13 protein-coding genes are annotated in these 15,340 nt (G+C 39.3%); all 13 read left to right on the forward strand.

Going from position 1 to position 15,340, the window contains the following annotated elements:
* Positions 1-64 precede the first annotated feature (64 nt).
* The 13 genes from ACESNQ_RS06915 to nadE all read left to right on the forward strand — a co-directional run bounded on the left by ACESNQ_RS06915 (position 65) and on the right by nadE (position 15,255).
* Entirely contained in the window at positions 65-1,159 is a 1,095-nt protein-coding gene (locus tag ACESNQ_RS06915) for a cystathionine gamma-synthase (RefSeq protein ID WP_373075877.1), read from the forward strand.
* A 4-nt stretch (positions 1,160-1,163) separates the two neighbouring features.
* On the forward strand, positions 1,164-2,330 hold the full coding sequence (locus tag ACESNQ_RS06920; protein WP_373075878.1) for a MalY/PatB family protein: 1,167 nt from the start codon (positions 1,164-1,166) through the stop codon (positions 2,328-2,330).
* Between the two features lie 91 nt (positions 2,331-2,421).
* Positions 2,422-5,520, forward strand: a complete 3,099-nt coding sequence (locus tag ACESNQ_RS06925; RefSeq protein WP_373075879.1) for a pilus expression-regulating Snf2 family helicase — start codon at positions 2,422-2,424, stop codon at positions 5,518-5,520.
* 46 nt (positions 5,521-5,566) lie between these two features.
* The gene (zapJ, locus tag ACESNQ_RS06930) at positions 5,567-6,160 is read left to right on the forward strand and encodes a divisome accessory protein ZapJ (protein ID WP_373075880.1); all 594 of its coding nucleotides are present in this window, start codon (positions 5,567-5,569) and stop codon (positions 6,158-6,160) included.
* An 11-nt stretch (positions 6,161-6,171) separates the two neighbouring features.
* Positions 6,172-7,506: a UDP-N-acetylmuramate--L-alanine ligase gene (gene murC, locus ACESNQ_RS06935; protein WP_006151975.1), complete on the forward strand. Its 1,335-nt coding sequence runs from the start codon at positions 6,172-6,174 to the stop codon at positions 7,504-7,506.
* A gap of 8 nt (positions 7,507-7,514) precedes the next feature.
* Positions 7,515-8,030, forward strand: a complete 516-nt coding sequence (locus ACESNQ_RS06940; RefSeq protein ID WP_373075881.1) for a GNAT family N-acetyltransferase — start codon at positions 7,515-7,517, stop codon at positions 8,028-8,030.
* The gene (locus ACESNQ_RS06945; protein WP_036753537.1) at positions 8,027-8,521 is read left to right on the forward strand and encodes a GNAT family N-acetyltransferase; all 495 of its coding nucleotides are present in this window, start codon (positions 8,027-8,029) and stop codon (positions 8,519-8,521) included. Before ACESNQ_RS06940 ends, ACESNQ_RS06945 begins: the two co-directional genes overlap by 4 nt.
* 82 nt (positions 8,522-8,603) lie before the next feature.
* Positions 8,604-10,271 (forward strand): endolytic transglycosylase MltG, encoded by a 1,668-nt coding sequence (gene mltG, locus ACESNQ_RS06950; protein ID WP_444465317.1) that lies wholly within the window; start codon positions 8,604-8,606, stop codon positions 10,269-10,271.
* 74 nt (positions 10,272-10,345) lie between these two features.
* Entirely contained in the window at positions 10,346-10,828 is a 483-nt protein-coding gene (gene greA / locus ACESNQ_RS06955; protein ID WP_006148148.1) for a transcription elongation factor GreA, read from the forward strand.
* An 82-nt stretch (positions 10,829-10,910) separates the two neighbouring features.
* On the forward strand, positions 10,911-12,284 hold the full coding sequence (locus tag ACESNQ_RS06960; protein ID WP_373075882.1) for an amino acid permease: 1,374 nt from the start codon (positions 10,911-10,913) through the stop codon (positions 12,282-12,284).
* Between the two features lie 98 nt (positions 12,285-12,382).
* Positions 12,383-12,793 (forward strand): GNAT family N-acetyltransferase, encoded by a 411-nt coding sequence (locus ACESNQ_RS06965; RefSeq protein WP_373075883.1) that lies wholly within the window; start codon positions 12,383-12,385, stop codon positions 12,791-12,793.
* A gap of 180 nt (positions 12,794-12,973) precedes the next feature.
* Entirely contained in the window at positions 12,974-14,434 is a 1,461-nt protein-coding gene (locus tag ACESNQ_RS06970) for a nicotinate phosphoribosyltransferase (RefSeq protein WP_373075884.1), read from the forward strand.
* The gene (gene nadE, locus ACESNQ_RS06975) at positions 14,431-15,255 is read left to right on the forward strand and encodes an NAD(+) synthase (protein WP_373075885.1); all 825 of its coding nucleotides are present in this window, start codon (positions 14,431-14,433) and stop codon (positions 15,253-15,255) included. Before ACESNQ_RS06970 ends, nadE begins: the two co-directional genes overlap by 4 nt.
* Positions 15,256-15,340 lie beyond the last annotated feature (85 nt).

The following is a 15,340-nucleotide window of genomic DNA, read 5'->3' on the forward strand; positions in this document are numbered from 1 at the left end:
AAACAAGAAAACGAAGGATCCAAAATAAGTGGTACAATAGTTACTATAGATTTGGAGGTATTGTATGAGTAAATCATTTCACATCAACACAATTTTAGCACAAGCAGGTATTAAGTCTGATGAGGCAACAGGTGCTTTGGTTACACCTATTCACTTTTCAACGACCTATCAACATCCAGAATTTGGTCAATCAACTGGATTTGACTATACACGCACCAAAAACCCAACTCGTAGCAAGGCAGAGGAAGTTTTGGCAGCTATTGAATCCGCCAAGTATGCTTTGGCGACTAGTTCAGGTATGTCTGCTATTGTGTTAGCCTTTAGCGTTTTTCCAGTAGGAAGTAAGGTTTTGGCTGTCCGTGACCTTTACGGTGGCTCTTTCCGCTGGTTCAATCAAGTGGAGCAGGAAGGACGTTTCCACTTTACCTATGCCAACACAGAAGAAGAGCTAATTGCCGAGCTAGAAAAGGATGTGGATGTACTTTATATCGAAACACCAACCAACCCTTTGATGTTGGAATTTGATATTGAAAAATTGTCAAAATTAGCTCATGCTAAGGGTGCTAAAGTTGTCGTCGACAATACCTTCTATAGCCCGATTTATCAACGTCCAATTGAAGATGGAGCAGATATTGTCCTTCATTCAGCGACAAAATACCTTGCAGGCCATAATGATGTTCTAGCTGGTGTAGTTGTGACAGACAGTACTGATTTATACGAAAAACTCTTTTATAATCTCAATACGACAGGGGCTGTTTTGTCACCATTTGATAGTTATCAATTGATTCGTGGTCTTAAAACATTGTCACTTCGTATGGAGCGCTCAACAGAGAATGCTCAAGAAATCGTAGCATTTTTGGAACAATCACCTGCAGTCAAAGAAGTCTTGTATACAGGTCGTGGAGGGATGATTTCCTTTAAAGTGGCAGATGAAAAACGTATCCCTCATATCTTGAATACCTTAAAAGTATTCTCTTTTGCTGAAAGTTTGGGTGGTGTAGAAAGTCTGATTACCTACCCAACCACTCAAACCCATGCAGACATTCCTGCAGAGGTTCGTCATTCTTATGGACTGACCGATGACCTTTTACGCTTGTCTATTGGTATTGAGGATGCTAGAGACTTGATTGAAGATTTGCGTCAAGCTTTGGAAGGATAAGACTATGGGGAAATATGATTTTACGACTTTGCCCAATCGTTTTGGACATCATACCTACAAATGGAAAGAAGCAGAGACTGACCGTCAAGTATTGCCGGCCTGGATTGCTGATATGGACTTTGAAGTCTTACCTGAGATTCGTCAGACTGTCCATGACTATGCTGAGCAATTAGTCTATGGCTATACCTATGCTAGTGATGGATTGATTGAAGCCGTTCAAAAATGGGAGGAAAAACACCATAGTTATCGCTTTGAAAAGGATGCTCTAGTCTTTATCGAAGGGGTAGTGCCAGCTATTTCAACAGCTATTCAAGCCTTTACCAAAGAAGGTGAAGCAGTTCTGATTAACACACCGGTTTATCCTCCTTTTGCTCGAAGCATTAAGCTCAATAATCGTAGACTAATCACCAACTCTCTAGTAGAAAAAGACGGGCTTTTTGAGATTGACTTTGATCGATTGGAGAAAGACTTTGTCGAAGAAGATGTGAAACTCTACGTCCTTTGTAATCCTCATAATCCTGGTGGACGCGTTTGGGAAAAGGAAGTCTTAGAGAAGATTGGACAGCTGTGTCAAAAACATGGAGTCTTGCTAGTATCTGATGAGATTCACCAAGATTTAGCCTTGTTTGGAAACAAGCACCAGTCATTCAACACGGTAAATGAAGATTTTAAAGAATTTTCATTGATTTTAAGCAGTGCTACCAAGACCTTTAACATTGCTGGGACGAAGAATTCCTACGCTATTATCGAAAATCCTAAGTTGAGACTTGCTTTCCAAAAGCGCCAGCTGGCTAATAATCAACATGAAATCTCAGGTTTGGGTTATTTGGCAACAGAAACTGCCTATCGATATGGTGAAGATTGGTTGACAGAACTCAAAGAACTGATTGAGAAACACATCGATTATGTAGTGGATGTATTTGGCAAAGAAACTAAAATCAAGGTCATGAAACCTCAAGGGACCTATCTCATTTGGCTTGATTTTTCAGCCTATGATATTAGCGATGAAGAGTTAAGAAAGCTTTTACGAAACGAAGCCAAAGTTATCCTGAATAGAGGCTTGGACTTTGGTGAAGAAGGAGCCCTCCACGCTCGTCTCAATGTAGCCATGCCGACATCTATTTTGGAAGAAGTCTGCCAACGAATCATTGCCACTTTTTCAAATCTTTAAAAACTAGCCTTTTAGGAGAAAAGTCTTCCTAGAAGGCTATTTTCATAGGCGAAAATATGGTATAATTAAGAGATAAAGTAAAGGGGAAATTATGGCTAAATTGATTCCAGGAAAGCTTCGAATGGAGGGAGTGGAACTCTATGAAACTGGTCAGATTGAAATCATTAAAGAACAAGACCATCGTATCTATGCGCGTGTAGCGGAAGAAGAAATTCGTTATAGTTTAGACGATGACTTGATTTTTTGTGCATGTGATTTTTTCAAAAAAAGAGGTTACTGTGTTCATTTAGCAGCTCTAGAATATTACTTGAAAAATGACCAGCTAGGACAGCAAATCTTACTCAATCTGGAGGCTAATCAGGAAGAGAAGGAAACTGTTGAGACACAGGTGACTTTCGGAGGAGAATTCTTGAAGTCTATCCAAGTTCCGCGTCAATCTAACATCTATCGGCTTTCTGCTCAAGGGCAGGTGGAAGCAGGAACCAATCGCATTATCTGGACTTTAAGAATTGGTCTTTCTCAGCAAGACAAGTTTTATGTGATTAGGGATATCCCTCTTTTCTTAAAAATCATAGAGTTTGCCAAACCCTACATGATAGGAAAGCATTATGAGACTTCATTAAGACTTGAACAATTTGATAAAGCCAGTCAAGAAGTTTTGAATTTTTTACTTGGATTAGTTGAGGAGAAAACAGACAATTCTATTTTTTTCCCAAATCAAGGACGACATCTCTATTTCCCTAAAACCTTTTTTGAGCAGGGGGCTAGTCTACTGATGGGATTAGAAGCCTTTCAGTTTGACCACCAACTTTCGAGTTATCATCGTCTTCTCTTCCAAGACTTTGATGGCCAAGCAAGTTTGTTTTCATTTAGAATTGAAGAAAAATCCAACTATTTTGAAATGGAGATTTTCGAACAGACAGGGCTTAATTTCTTTTACAGGGGACAAGTATTATTCTACAAGGGGAATTTTTTCCTGATGACGAAAAAACAGGCTAGTTTATTAGATGCGCTTAGAAAAGTTCCTTTAGACAATGGTGGCAAAAAAATCTTACAGTTTGATACTCGTGATCGAGATCTTTTAGCTTCGACCTTGTCACAGTTTAAATGCATAGGAAAAGTAGAGGCTCCTGATTCACTACAAATCCAATCCTTCCGTCCGTCTTTTTACATGGATCGTGAAGAGGATGGTTCTATTCGATTAGATATGCAATTTCAATATGAAACTTGCCTAGTAACCAATCGTAATGAACTAGAGAAACTTCCTTTTGCTAGTGACATTCAATTGGAAAAACAGATTTTTCAGTTGGCCTTATCTGCTGGGTTTGAAGCGGATTTTCGTTCGTGGCGTCAAAGTTTGAAAGCTGAAGCAGTCCATGTTTTCTTTCAGGAAGTTTTACCAGCATTTGCAGCGCTTGGAGAATTAAAGATTTCAGAGAGCATGCAAGATCTTTATCAGATTCAAAAACCTCAAGTTCAGATATCATCTAAGGGAAGTCTTTTAGAAATTCAATTTGATTTTCAGGATATAGACCAAGAAGAAATCAATCGAGCAATGAAAGCTCTCGTTGCCAAGCAGGACTATTATATTAGCTCGTCTGATCAGGTCTATTATTTTGATGAACAGACAAAACGTATTCGACAAGATTTAGAGGAATTAGGAATTGATGAGATAGAGAGTACTGCTTTCCAGGCTCGCAAGTCTTTGGCTTATACCTTATCTCATCTGTTTAAGGACCAGGATCAAGTTACGTTTACTGATGAATTTCGTCATTTGGCGCATCATTTAACGCATCCAGAGGATTTTCCGATGAAGTCCCTAGATATTCGAGCCCAACTCAGGGATTATCAGAAAAAAGGGATTCAATGGCTTCAGATGTTAGACCATTATGGATTTGGTGGAATTTTAGCTGATGATATGGGACTTGGAAAAACCTTACAAGCCATCGCCTTTTTAAGTAGCCAACTTCAGGAAAATAGCCGTGTCTTGATTCTTGCTCCATCTGGTCTCATCTACAATTGGGCTGATGAATTTAAAAAATTTGCACCGAATTTGGATGTGGCTGTCGTACATGGATTGAAACCTTATCGCGAGACTATTTTAGCAGAAAAACATCAGGTCTATGTGACCAGTTATGCCACTTTCCGTCAGGATAGTGAAATCTATCGAAATTTATCTTTTGATTTTCTATTTCTAGATGAAGCCCAGGTGATGAAAAATGCCCAAACCAAAATTGCTAAGATTTTGAGAAAGTTTGTGGTTCCATCAGTTTTTGCTCTTTCCGGAACACCAATTGAAAATAATCTAGGGGAATTATGGTCTATCTTTCAGATTGTATTGCCAGGACTTTTGCCGGCAAAAAAAGACTTTATGAAATTGCCTGCTGAGAGAGTGGCACAGTTTATCAAACCATTTGTCATGCGTCGAAAAAAAGAGGATGTTCTTACAGAGTTACCTGATTTGATAGAAGTCGTTTATAAAAATGAACTGGAAGATCAGCAAAAGGCCATCTATCTAGCCCAACTTCAACAGATGCAAGAGCGTTTGGGACAAGTGACCGATGCAGAATTTCAACGAAATCGAGTTGAAATTTTAACAGGACTCATGCGTCTTCGCCAGATTTGTGATACTCCAGCTCTATTTATGGAGGATTATAAGGGAGATAGTGGGAAGCTTGATAGTTTACGAGATCTGCTAAGTCAAATTGCTGAGGGAAATCATCGTGTACTCATCTTCTCTCAATTTAGGGGAATGCTTGATCGCATCGAAAAGGAGTTGCCTCAGCTTGGCTTAACTTCCTTTAAGATTACTGGCTCTACACCATCACAGGAGCGTCAAGAAATGACCAAGGCTTTTAACCAAGGTGAGCGCGATGTGTTTTTGATTTCTCTAAAAGCTGGTGGAGTTGGTCTCAACCTTACTGGTGCGGATACAGTTATTCTGGTAGATTTATGGTGGAATCCAGCTGTTGAATCGCAGGCTATTGGCCGGGCCCACCGTATGGGACAAGACCAAGCTGTTGAGGTTTATCGTCTGGTAACTAGAGGCACAATTGAGGAGAAGATTCAAGAGTTGCAGGAAGAGAAAAAGAATCTGGTCTCAGAAGTATTGGATGGAACAGAGTCTCGTGGAAGTCTCACACTTACTGAAATTCAAGAAATATTAGGAATTTCTGAAGCCAAGACTTGAAAAATCAAGACTTTACGTTATAATGGAGTATTGAAAGGGAATAAAAATGAAACAAGTACGATTTCCAATAGTGTCAGATGATGAGATCATGCTGACAGAGATGCCATTTATGGATTTATATGATGAGTCGGATCTCATTAGTAATATCAAGGGAGATTACCAGGACAAAAACTACTTGGAATGGTCACCAATTACTACCGAAAAAAAGCCACTGGTTCAAGCATCAGATAAGCTACCTGAAAAGAAGGAAAAATCCTATGCTGAACTTGCCCGTGAAGAAGCAAGAGCTGATCTAAAACGGAAACGTTCAGCAAAATATTTGACTCAAGATGTTAGTTTTACGAAACGTTATAAACCTTCAAGTAATGTAGTAAGACAGGCAAATCAGCCAACAGCTCCATTCCAAAAGGAAAATCCTGGGGAGCTAGCAAAATTTAGTGACAAACTAACTCAGAACCATTATATTTTGGCTGAAATGGCTCCACAGATGCAACAGACAACCAAAGAAGAGCATCTTGGACCAAAGAAAAATAATTATGATTTTTTAAAGAAAAGCCAAATTTATAACAAAAAAGAAAATCAATCAGAAAAAGAACGTAAAATTGCTCAAGAGTTGAACTTGACAAATATGACAGAGTAAAGGGGAAAAAGATGGCAAAAACCTATCATTTTATCGGAATTAAAGGATCAGGGATGAGTGCCTTGGCTTTGATGTTGCACCAAATGGGGCATAAGGTCCAAGGTTCTGATGTAGAGAAATACTACTTTACACAAAGAGGCTTAGAGCAAGCGGGTATCAAAATTTTGCCTTTTGATGAGAAGAATCTTCAAGGGGATTTAGAAATCATCGCTGGGAATGCCTTTCGTCCAGACAACAACGTTGAAATTGCCTATGCAGACAAGAATGGGCTAAGCTATAAACGTTATCATGAGTTTCTTGGTAGCTTTATGCGTGACTTTATCAGCATGGGAGTTGCTGGAGCACACGGTAAGACTTCAACAACAGGTATGCTTTCTCATGTTTTGTCACACATCACTGATACAAGCTATCTAATTGGAGATGGTACAGGTCGTGGTTCTGAAAATGCCAAGTATTTTGTCTTCGAATCAGACGAGTACGAACGTCATTTCATGCCATATCACCCAGAATACTCTATTATTACTAATATCGACTTTGACCATCCTGACTATTTCACAAGCTTAGAGGATGTCTTCAACGCCTTCAATGATTATGCGAAACAAATCACCAAAGGTTTGTTTGTCTACGGTGAAGATGCTGAGTTGCGTAAGATTACGGCAAATGCCCCAATCTATTATTACGGTTTTGAAGCAGACAACAATGACTTTGTAGCTAGTGATTTGCTTCGTTCTACTACAGGTTCAACTTTTACAGTTCACTTCCGTGGACAAGAGTTAGGTCAATTCCACATCCCAACTTTTGGTCGCCACAACATCATGAATGCAACAGCAGTAATTGGTTTGCTTTATACTGCTGGATTTGACTTGGATTTGGTACGTGAACACTTGAATACTTTTGGAGGCGTTAAGCGTCGCTTTACCGAAAAGATTGTTAACGATACAGTCATTATCGATGATTTTGCGCATCACCCAACTGAAATTATCGCAACTCTAGATGCTGCACGTCAAAAATACCCAAGCAAGGAAATCGTTGCTATTTTCCAACCTCATACTTTTACTCGTACAATTGCTTTGTTGGATGATTTTGCACAAGCTTTGAATCAGGCTGACGCAGTTTACCTAGCACAAATCTATGGATCTGCTCGTGAAGTTGACCATGGTGATGTTAAGGTTGAGGATTTAGCAGCTAAAATTGATAAAAAACATCAAGTTATCACTGTTGAAAATGTGTCTCCGCTCTTAGACCATGACAATGCTGTATACGTCTTTATGGGAGCAGGTGACATTCAATCATATGAATACTCATTCGAACGTCTCTTGTCAAATTTGACAAGTAATGTTCAGTAAGGAAAACCATGGAATTTCCAATTAAAATAAGGGAAGTTCAGCAATCTGATATCGAGCAGGTTTGCTTGATACAGGAGAGTACTCAAAACTTCCAAGAAATAGTTAAGAGAGAAATAATAGAAGAACGTATCCGTAATTTTGCGGATACGTTTCTCTTAGCTAGTTTAGATGATCAGGTGATTGCTTATATTTTAGCGACAGATTTTGCTACATCCTCAGTAAGTAGATGGATAGTAGAGATGGCAGATGGAGAAGCTATTAGTAATAGAAATCTTGTTATTGATGCTTTATCTGTTCATCCAAATTATCAAGGGCAAGGATTTGGAACCTTGTTGCTCGCAGCCATGAAACAAGTCGCTCTTCAGAAAAATAGCCCCAGTATTTATCTGGTCTGTAAAGATGAATTCCTGTCTTATTTTGAGATGAATGAATTTATAGAGCAAGGAATAGTAGATCTGGGAGTCGGAAATGAAGTTAATTTTCTCATGTGTTGGAAGAATCCCTTTTATCAGGAGGAGCTATGATTATTCGACAAGCTAGACTGAGTGATTTAGACCGTATTTTAGAGATTGAATTAGAGAATTTCTCAATTGAAGAAGCCATACCTCGATCTGTCTTTGAAGCACATTTAAAGGAAATAAAAACGAGCTTTCTAGTGGCTGAAAAAGAGGGAGAGATACTTGGTTATATCGAAGGACCAGTAGTCCCTCATCGTTATTTACAAGACCAGTCTTTCACTGAAGAAATAAAAGACCACAGTCATAAGGAAGGTGGTTATATTTCTGTGACTTGTCTTTCGATAGCAAAAAAAGCTCAATCTCTAGGGCTAGGGAAAAAACTCCTGACCGCTCTTAAAGAAGTGGCTCTTAAGCATGAACGAGAGGGGATCAATCTGACCTGTCATGACTACCTTATTGAATACTATGAGAAGCATGGTTTTGTCAATGAAGGAAAGTCTAAGTCCCAATTTGCGGGAGAAGAATGGTATGATATGGTCTGGGAAAACAAGAATTAGTGAGTAGAAAGGCTTCTAAGGTTGCTTTTCTTTAGTTTTTAAGATATAATATTAAGGATTATCAACAAGGAGGTAAATACTTTTGAGCGAAAATTCAAATGAAGAAAAGTTGAGTTTTAAAGAGCAAATTTTGCGAGATTTAGAACGACTAAAAAAAGAGGCAAATGAAGTTGAACAAACGGATGATCTTTTTTCAACTTTAGCAAAACCTTCTGAAGCAACTTCAGAAAAAAAGAAACCAAGTATTTCGGAAGAGGAGTTGATTGCAAAATCAGTTGCAGCTGTTGATCAATTGATTGATAATGCCCCAACTGTTCCTGAGCGTCCTGTTCTTGTAGAAGAAGTTCCAGAAGAAGCTGCAGAGGAAGTACAAGAAGAAATTCCAGAAGCAGTACGAGAAGAAGTAGTTGAGTCATCTCAATCAATTCCGGAAAAAGAAGAGAACAATTCAATTCCAACTAGAGTTTCAGTTTCTTATCGTGCATTTGATACTGTTCCAGAAAAAGAAACAGTAAACCTTGCGTCACACAAGGAAGAATTGACAAGTCAAGAAGCTACTGAAGAAGCAGACCTTCCTAGAAGAAGTCGGAGAGAGACTGTGAAACCAGCCAAGAAAAAGAAGAAATCCCGCTTAAAAGGATTTTTAGTAACAGTTTTGGTATTATTGATTCTAATTGGTGCTGGTGGATTCTTTGGCCTACGCTATGCTGAATCAGCTCTACAACCAGTAGATCCAAGTTCTAAACAATATATGTCAGTTCAGATTCCAGATGGTGCTAATACTCAAGAAATTGGCTCAGTTTTGGAAAAATCTGGTGTTATTAAGAACGGTTTGGTCTTTACGCTTTATGCCAAGTATAAAAACTACACTGGATTGAAGTCTGGTTATTATAACTTGCAAAAGAGTATGAGTGTTGAAGATGTCATTAAAGAGTTGCAAAAGGGTGGTACACCTGAACCTCAGGAAGTTGCTCTTGCAGACTTGACTATTCCTGAAGGCTATACTTTGGAACAAATTGCTCAAACTGTTGGCCAACTTCAAGGTGACTTTAAGGAACCTTTGACAGCGGAAGCATTCTTGGCTAAGGTCCAAGATGAGACCTTTATTGCTCAAGAGGTTGCCAAATATCCAAACTTACTTGAAAGCTTGCCAGCAAAAGATAGTGGTGTTCGTTACCGTTTAGAAGGTTATCTTTTCCCTGCGACTTATACGATCAAAGAAAGTACAACTGTTGAAAGCTTAATTGATTCAATGCTTGCAGCTATGGATAAGAACCTTTCTTCACACTATGCTGCTATCAAAGAAAAGAACTTGACCGTAAATGAGCTCTTAACAATTGCATCACTTGTTGAGAAAGAAGGTGCAAAAACAGAAGATCGTAAGCTGATTGCAGGAATCTTCTATAACCGCTTAAACCTCGGTATGCCACTTCAAAGTAATATTGCTATCCTTTACGCAGAAGGCAAACTTGGTCAAAACATCAGTCTCTCTGATGATGCAGCCATTGATACATCTATTAATTCACCATACAATGTCTATACAAAAGTAGGCCTAATGCCTGGACCAGTTGATAGCCCAAGCTTGGATGCTATCGAATCAAGTATCAATCAGACAAAGAGTGAATATCTCTATTTTGTAGCCAATGTTCAAGATGGTAAAGTTTACTATGCAACAACACTAGAAGAACATGATCGTAACGTTCAAGAACATATCAATAGTAAATTACCTCAATCAAATAGCACAAACTAAAATTATGTGGTTTTCCACATAATTTTGCTTTAAAGCATATATTTATTAATTCAATCAAAAGAAAGTTGAGAAAAATGGTAGAAAAAACATATCCAATGACCTTGGAAGAAAAGGAAAAACTCGAAAAAGAATTAGAAGAATTGAAACTAGTACGTCGTCCAGAAGTTGTAGAACGTATCAAGATTGCTCGTTCATATGGTGATTTGTCAGAGAACAGTGAGTATGAAGCAGCGAAAGACGAGCAAGCTTTCGTTGAGGGACAAATCTCAAGTCTAGAAACTAAGATTCGTTACGCAGAAATCGTTAACAGCGATGCCGTTGCAAAAAATGAAGTTGCTATCGGAAAAACTGTAACAATCCAAGAAGTTGGAGAAGACGAAAAAGAAGTATACATTATCGTTGGTTCAGCTGGAGCAGATGCTTTTGCAGGAAAAGTGTCAAATGAAAGCCCAATTGGTCAAGCATTGATTGGTAAGAAAAAAGGTGATGTTGTTACAATCGAAACACCTGCTGGAAGCTATGATGTTAAGATCTTGAAGGTTGAAAAAACCGCTTAATAGGATAAAAAGAAGGAGTGGGATTTAGGGAAAGCGTTTTCTATCACTCCTTTTCTTAATTCTAAAAACTTAAGGAGACTAGATGAATTCAGAAAATAAACATAAAAAGAAAAGTAAAATGGAGCGTGGCTTAACAAACCGCCACGTTCAGGTTATGGCCATTGCGGGAACAATCGGAACTGGTCTATTTTTAGGTGCTGGTCGCTCTATCAGTTTAACGGGACCTTCGATTGTCCTTGTCTATATGATTACGGGTGGTTTTATGTATCTCATGATGCGTGCAGTCGGTGAGATGCTTTATCAGGATCCCGAACAACATACCTTTATCAATTTCATTACTCGTTATCTCGGTAAAGGTTGGGGATATTTCTCTGTTTGGTCCTATTGGTTATCAGTAGTCTTTATCGGTATGGCTGAGATCACAGCTATCGCTCATTATGTTCAGTTTTGGTTTCCATCCTGGCCATCTTGGTTGATTCAGGTTGTCTTTTTAACAATTTTAGGATTGGTTAATCTGATTGCAGTTAAAATATTTGGTGAAGTGGAATTTTGGTTTGCCATGATTAAAATCGTTGCTATTCTTGCCATGATTGCAACAGGGGTCTTTCTAGTCTTGACTGGTTTTGAAACGCCATATGGTTCAGCAAGCCTTGTCAATATCAGTGAGCAATTCTCCCTTTTCCCAAATGGAGGAATGAACTTTGTCATGGCCTTTCAAATGGTTTTCTTTGCTTACTTGATGATTGAATTTATCGGAGTTACAACATCTGAAACTAAGGATCCTCGGAAAGTATTGCCTAAGGCGGTTAAGGAAATTCCTTTGCGAATTATCTTCTTCTACGGTGGGGCTCTCTTAGCCATCATGTCTATTATTCCTTGGCGTGAGCTTTCTGCGACGGATTCACCATTTGTAACGGTATTTGAACTTGTTGGTCTTAAGTGGGCAGCAGCCTTGATTAACTTTGTTGTCTTGACTTCCGCGGCGTCAGCCTTGAATTCAACCCTTTACTCAACAGGTCGTCACTTGTACCAAATTGCCCATGATTCACCAAATCGTTTTTTGAAAGCTATTAAGGCAGATACACTTTCACGCCACAACGTTCCTCAGAATGCTATCATTGCTTCTGCGGTATTGATTGGTTTTGCTGCCTTCATCAATGTACTTCCTGGCGTATCAGATGCCTTTGCTTTGATTACGGCTTCTTCATCAGGTGTTTATATCGCCATCTACATCTTAATCATGGTGGCCCATCTTAAGTATCGCAAGTCAAAAGACTTTATGGCAGATGGCTATCTCATGCCCCAATATCGCTTGCTAAATCCTCTGACTATGCTCTTCTTCATCTTTGTATTCGGAACTCTCTTTTTACAAGAATCAACTGTAATGGGAGCCAGAGGTTCAGCTATCTGGATTGTTGCTTTTGGTATTTATAGCCAATGGAAATTTAGAAAATAAGTCAGAAGCTCATCAACATCAGTTAGTGGGTTTTCTAGTTTGACAGCTCTTGGTAATAAGACTATAATCAAGCTATAAGTATCTTCGAGGAGGTTTGGATGCAGATAAGATTGGAAAATACAGAGTCTCAGAAATCGCAAATTATAGGAGACTTGATTCGCTCCTATAATCGATCCAAAAGAGAAGTTGCTGAAAGTGAACCACTAAACCTTTATGTCGAAGATGAACATGGTAAAATCATGGCTGGCTTAGTAGCAGAGACTTTCGGGAATTGGTTAGAAATTGAGTATTTGTTTGTGAAGGAGGACTTGCGAGGACAAGGAATCGGATCCCAACTATTGCACCAAGCAGAAAGTGAAGCTAAAAAGAGAAACTGTCGCTTTGCTTTTGTGAATACCTATCAGTTTCAAGCACCAGGCTTTTATCAAAAGCAGGGCTACAATGAAGTCTTTACCTTAAAAGATTATCCCTACATTGGACAAAGGCACTATTATCAAAAAGATTTGTAAACATAGAACTCTCTATCATGTAAGTGGTAGAGTTTTTTGTTTATAAAAAATTAAATACAGAATAGGATAGTACAATGTTCCTCTTTTCTCAATGTTCCTAAAATGTGTTATAATAGTACTAATTTATGAGAAAAGAAGAAACATTTTCATCTTTTTACAAATAGGGAAGAAGGACAGTATATGTACCCAGATGACAGTTTAACATTGCACACAGATTTGTATCAGATTAACATGATGCAGGTTTACTTCGACCAAGGAATTCATAACAAGAAAGCAGTTTTTGAAGTTTATTTCCGCCAACAACCGTTTAAAAATGGTTATGCTGTTTTTGCAGGTTTGGAACGAATTGTGAACTACCTAGAAAACCTGCGCTTTTCTGATAGTGATATTGCTTATTTAGAATCACTGGGTTATCATGGTGCCTTCCTGGAATATCTCCGTAATCTCAAGTTAGAGTTGACGGTACGTTCTGCTCAAGAAGGGGACTTAGTATTTGCTAATGAACCAATCGTTCAAGTGGAGGGCCCTTTGGCGCAGTGTCAATTGGTTGAAACAGCCCTCTTGAATATTGTCAACTTTCAAACCTTGATTGCGACCAAGGCTGCTCGTATTCGCTCGGTCATTGAAGATGAGCCTTTGATGGAGTTCGGAACACGTCGTGCGCAAGAGATGGATGCAGCTATCTGGGGAACACGTGCGGCTGTCATTGGTGGTGCTAATGGAACCAGTAATGTCCGTGCTGGTAAGCTCTTTGGAATTCCAGTTTTAGGGACTCACGCCCATGCTTTGGTTCAAGTCTATGGGAATGACTATCAGGCTTTCAAGGCTTATGCCTCAACTCACAAAAACTGTGTCTTCCTAGTGGATACCTACGATACTCTTCGCATCGGTGTTCCAGCAGCAATTCAGGTTGCGCGTGAACTTGGTGACAAGATTAATTTCCTTGGTGTTCGTATTGACTCTGGAGATATCGCCTATATTTCTAAAAAAGTTCGTCAACAACTGGACGAGGCAGGGTTTACTGATGCTAAGATTTATGCATCAAATGACCTTGATGAAAATACCATCCTTAACCTCAAAATGCAAAAAGCTAAGATTGATGTCTGGGGTGTCGGGACTAAGCTCATTACAGCCTATGACCAACCAGCTCTAGGAGCAGTTTATAAGGTTGTTGCCATTGAAGATGAAAATGGTCAGATGCGCAATACCATCAAACTTTCAAATAATGCAGAGAAGGTTTCAACACCAGGTAAGAAACAGGTTTGGCGCATCACTAGTCGTGAAAAAGGCAAGTCAGAAGGTGATTACATTACCTATGACGGTGTCGATGTTGCTAGCATGACTGAAATTAAGATGTTCCATCCAACCTATACTTACATCAAGAAGACTGTCCGTAATTTTGATGCCGTTCCTCTCTTGGTAAACATCTTCAAGGACGGTAAGCTAGTCTATGATTTACCAAGTCTTCCTGAAATTCAAGCTTATGCTCGTAAGGAATTTGATAAGCTTTGGGACGAATACAAACGCGTACTTAATCCACAACATTATCCTGTTGACTTGGCTCGTGATGTATGGCAAGATAAGATGGACTTGATTGATAAGATGCGTAAGGAAGCTCTAGGTGAAGGAGAAGAAGAATGAGTTTGCAAGAGACCATTATCCAAGAACTGGGGGTTAAACCAGTCATTGATGCTCAAGAAGAAATCCGTCGTTCGATTGACTTCTTGAAAAGATACTTGAAAAAACATCCTTTTTTAAAGACATTTGTCTTAGGAATTTCTGGAGGACAGGACTCGACCTTGGCAGGACGCTTGGCTCAACTAGCTATGGAAGAAATGCGAGCAGAAACTGGAGATGACAGCTACAAATTTATCGCTGTACGCCTGCCTTATGGAGTGCAAGCTGATGAAGCAGATGCCCAAAAAGCCCTAGCTTTTATCCGACCAGATGTGAGCTTGGTCGTTAATATCAAGGAATCTGCTGATGCTATGACAACAGCAGTGGAAGCAACAGGCAGTCCTGTTTCCGATTTTAACAAGGGAAATATCAAGGCTCGCAGTCGTATGATTGCCCAATATGCCCTTGCGGGTACCCATAGCGGAGCTGTTATCGGGACAGACCATGCTGCGGAAAATATCACAGGTTTCTTTACCAAATTTGGTGACGGTGGTGCAGATATTCTCCCACTTTATCGCCTCAATAAACGCCAAGGAAAACAACTTTTGAAGGAACTTGGAGCTGATCCAGCCCTCTATGAAAAAATCCCAACAGCAGATTTGGAAGAAGAAAAACCAGGTATTGCAGACGAAGTAGCTTTAGGAGTTACTTACAATGAAATTGATGATTACCTCGAAGGTAAGCAAGTCAGCCCAGAAGCCCAAGCCACCATTGAAAAATGGTGGTACAAAGGCCAACACAAACGCCATCTACCAATCACAGTGTTTGATACGTTTTGGGAGTAAAAAGGTCCGGGGGACCTTTTTACCCTGAGTCTAGAAACAGGAGAACGAGGAAGGTCCGGGGGACCTTTTTAGCCCGAGCCTGAAA

This window comes from Streptococcus infantis, assembly GCF_964243025.1.
Classification (GTDB): domain Bacteria; phylum Bacillota; class Bacilli; order Lactobacillales; family Streptococcaceae; genus Streptococcus; species Streptococcus infantis_N.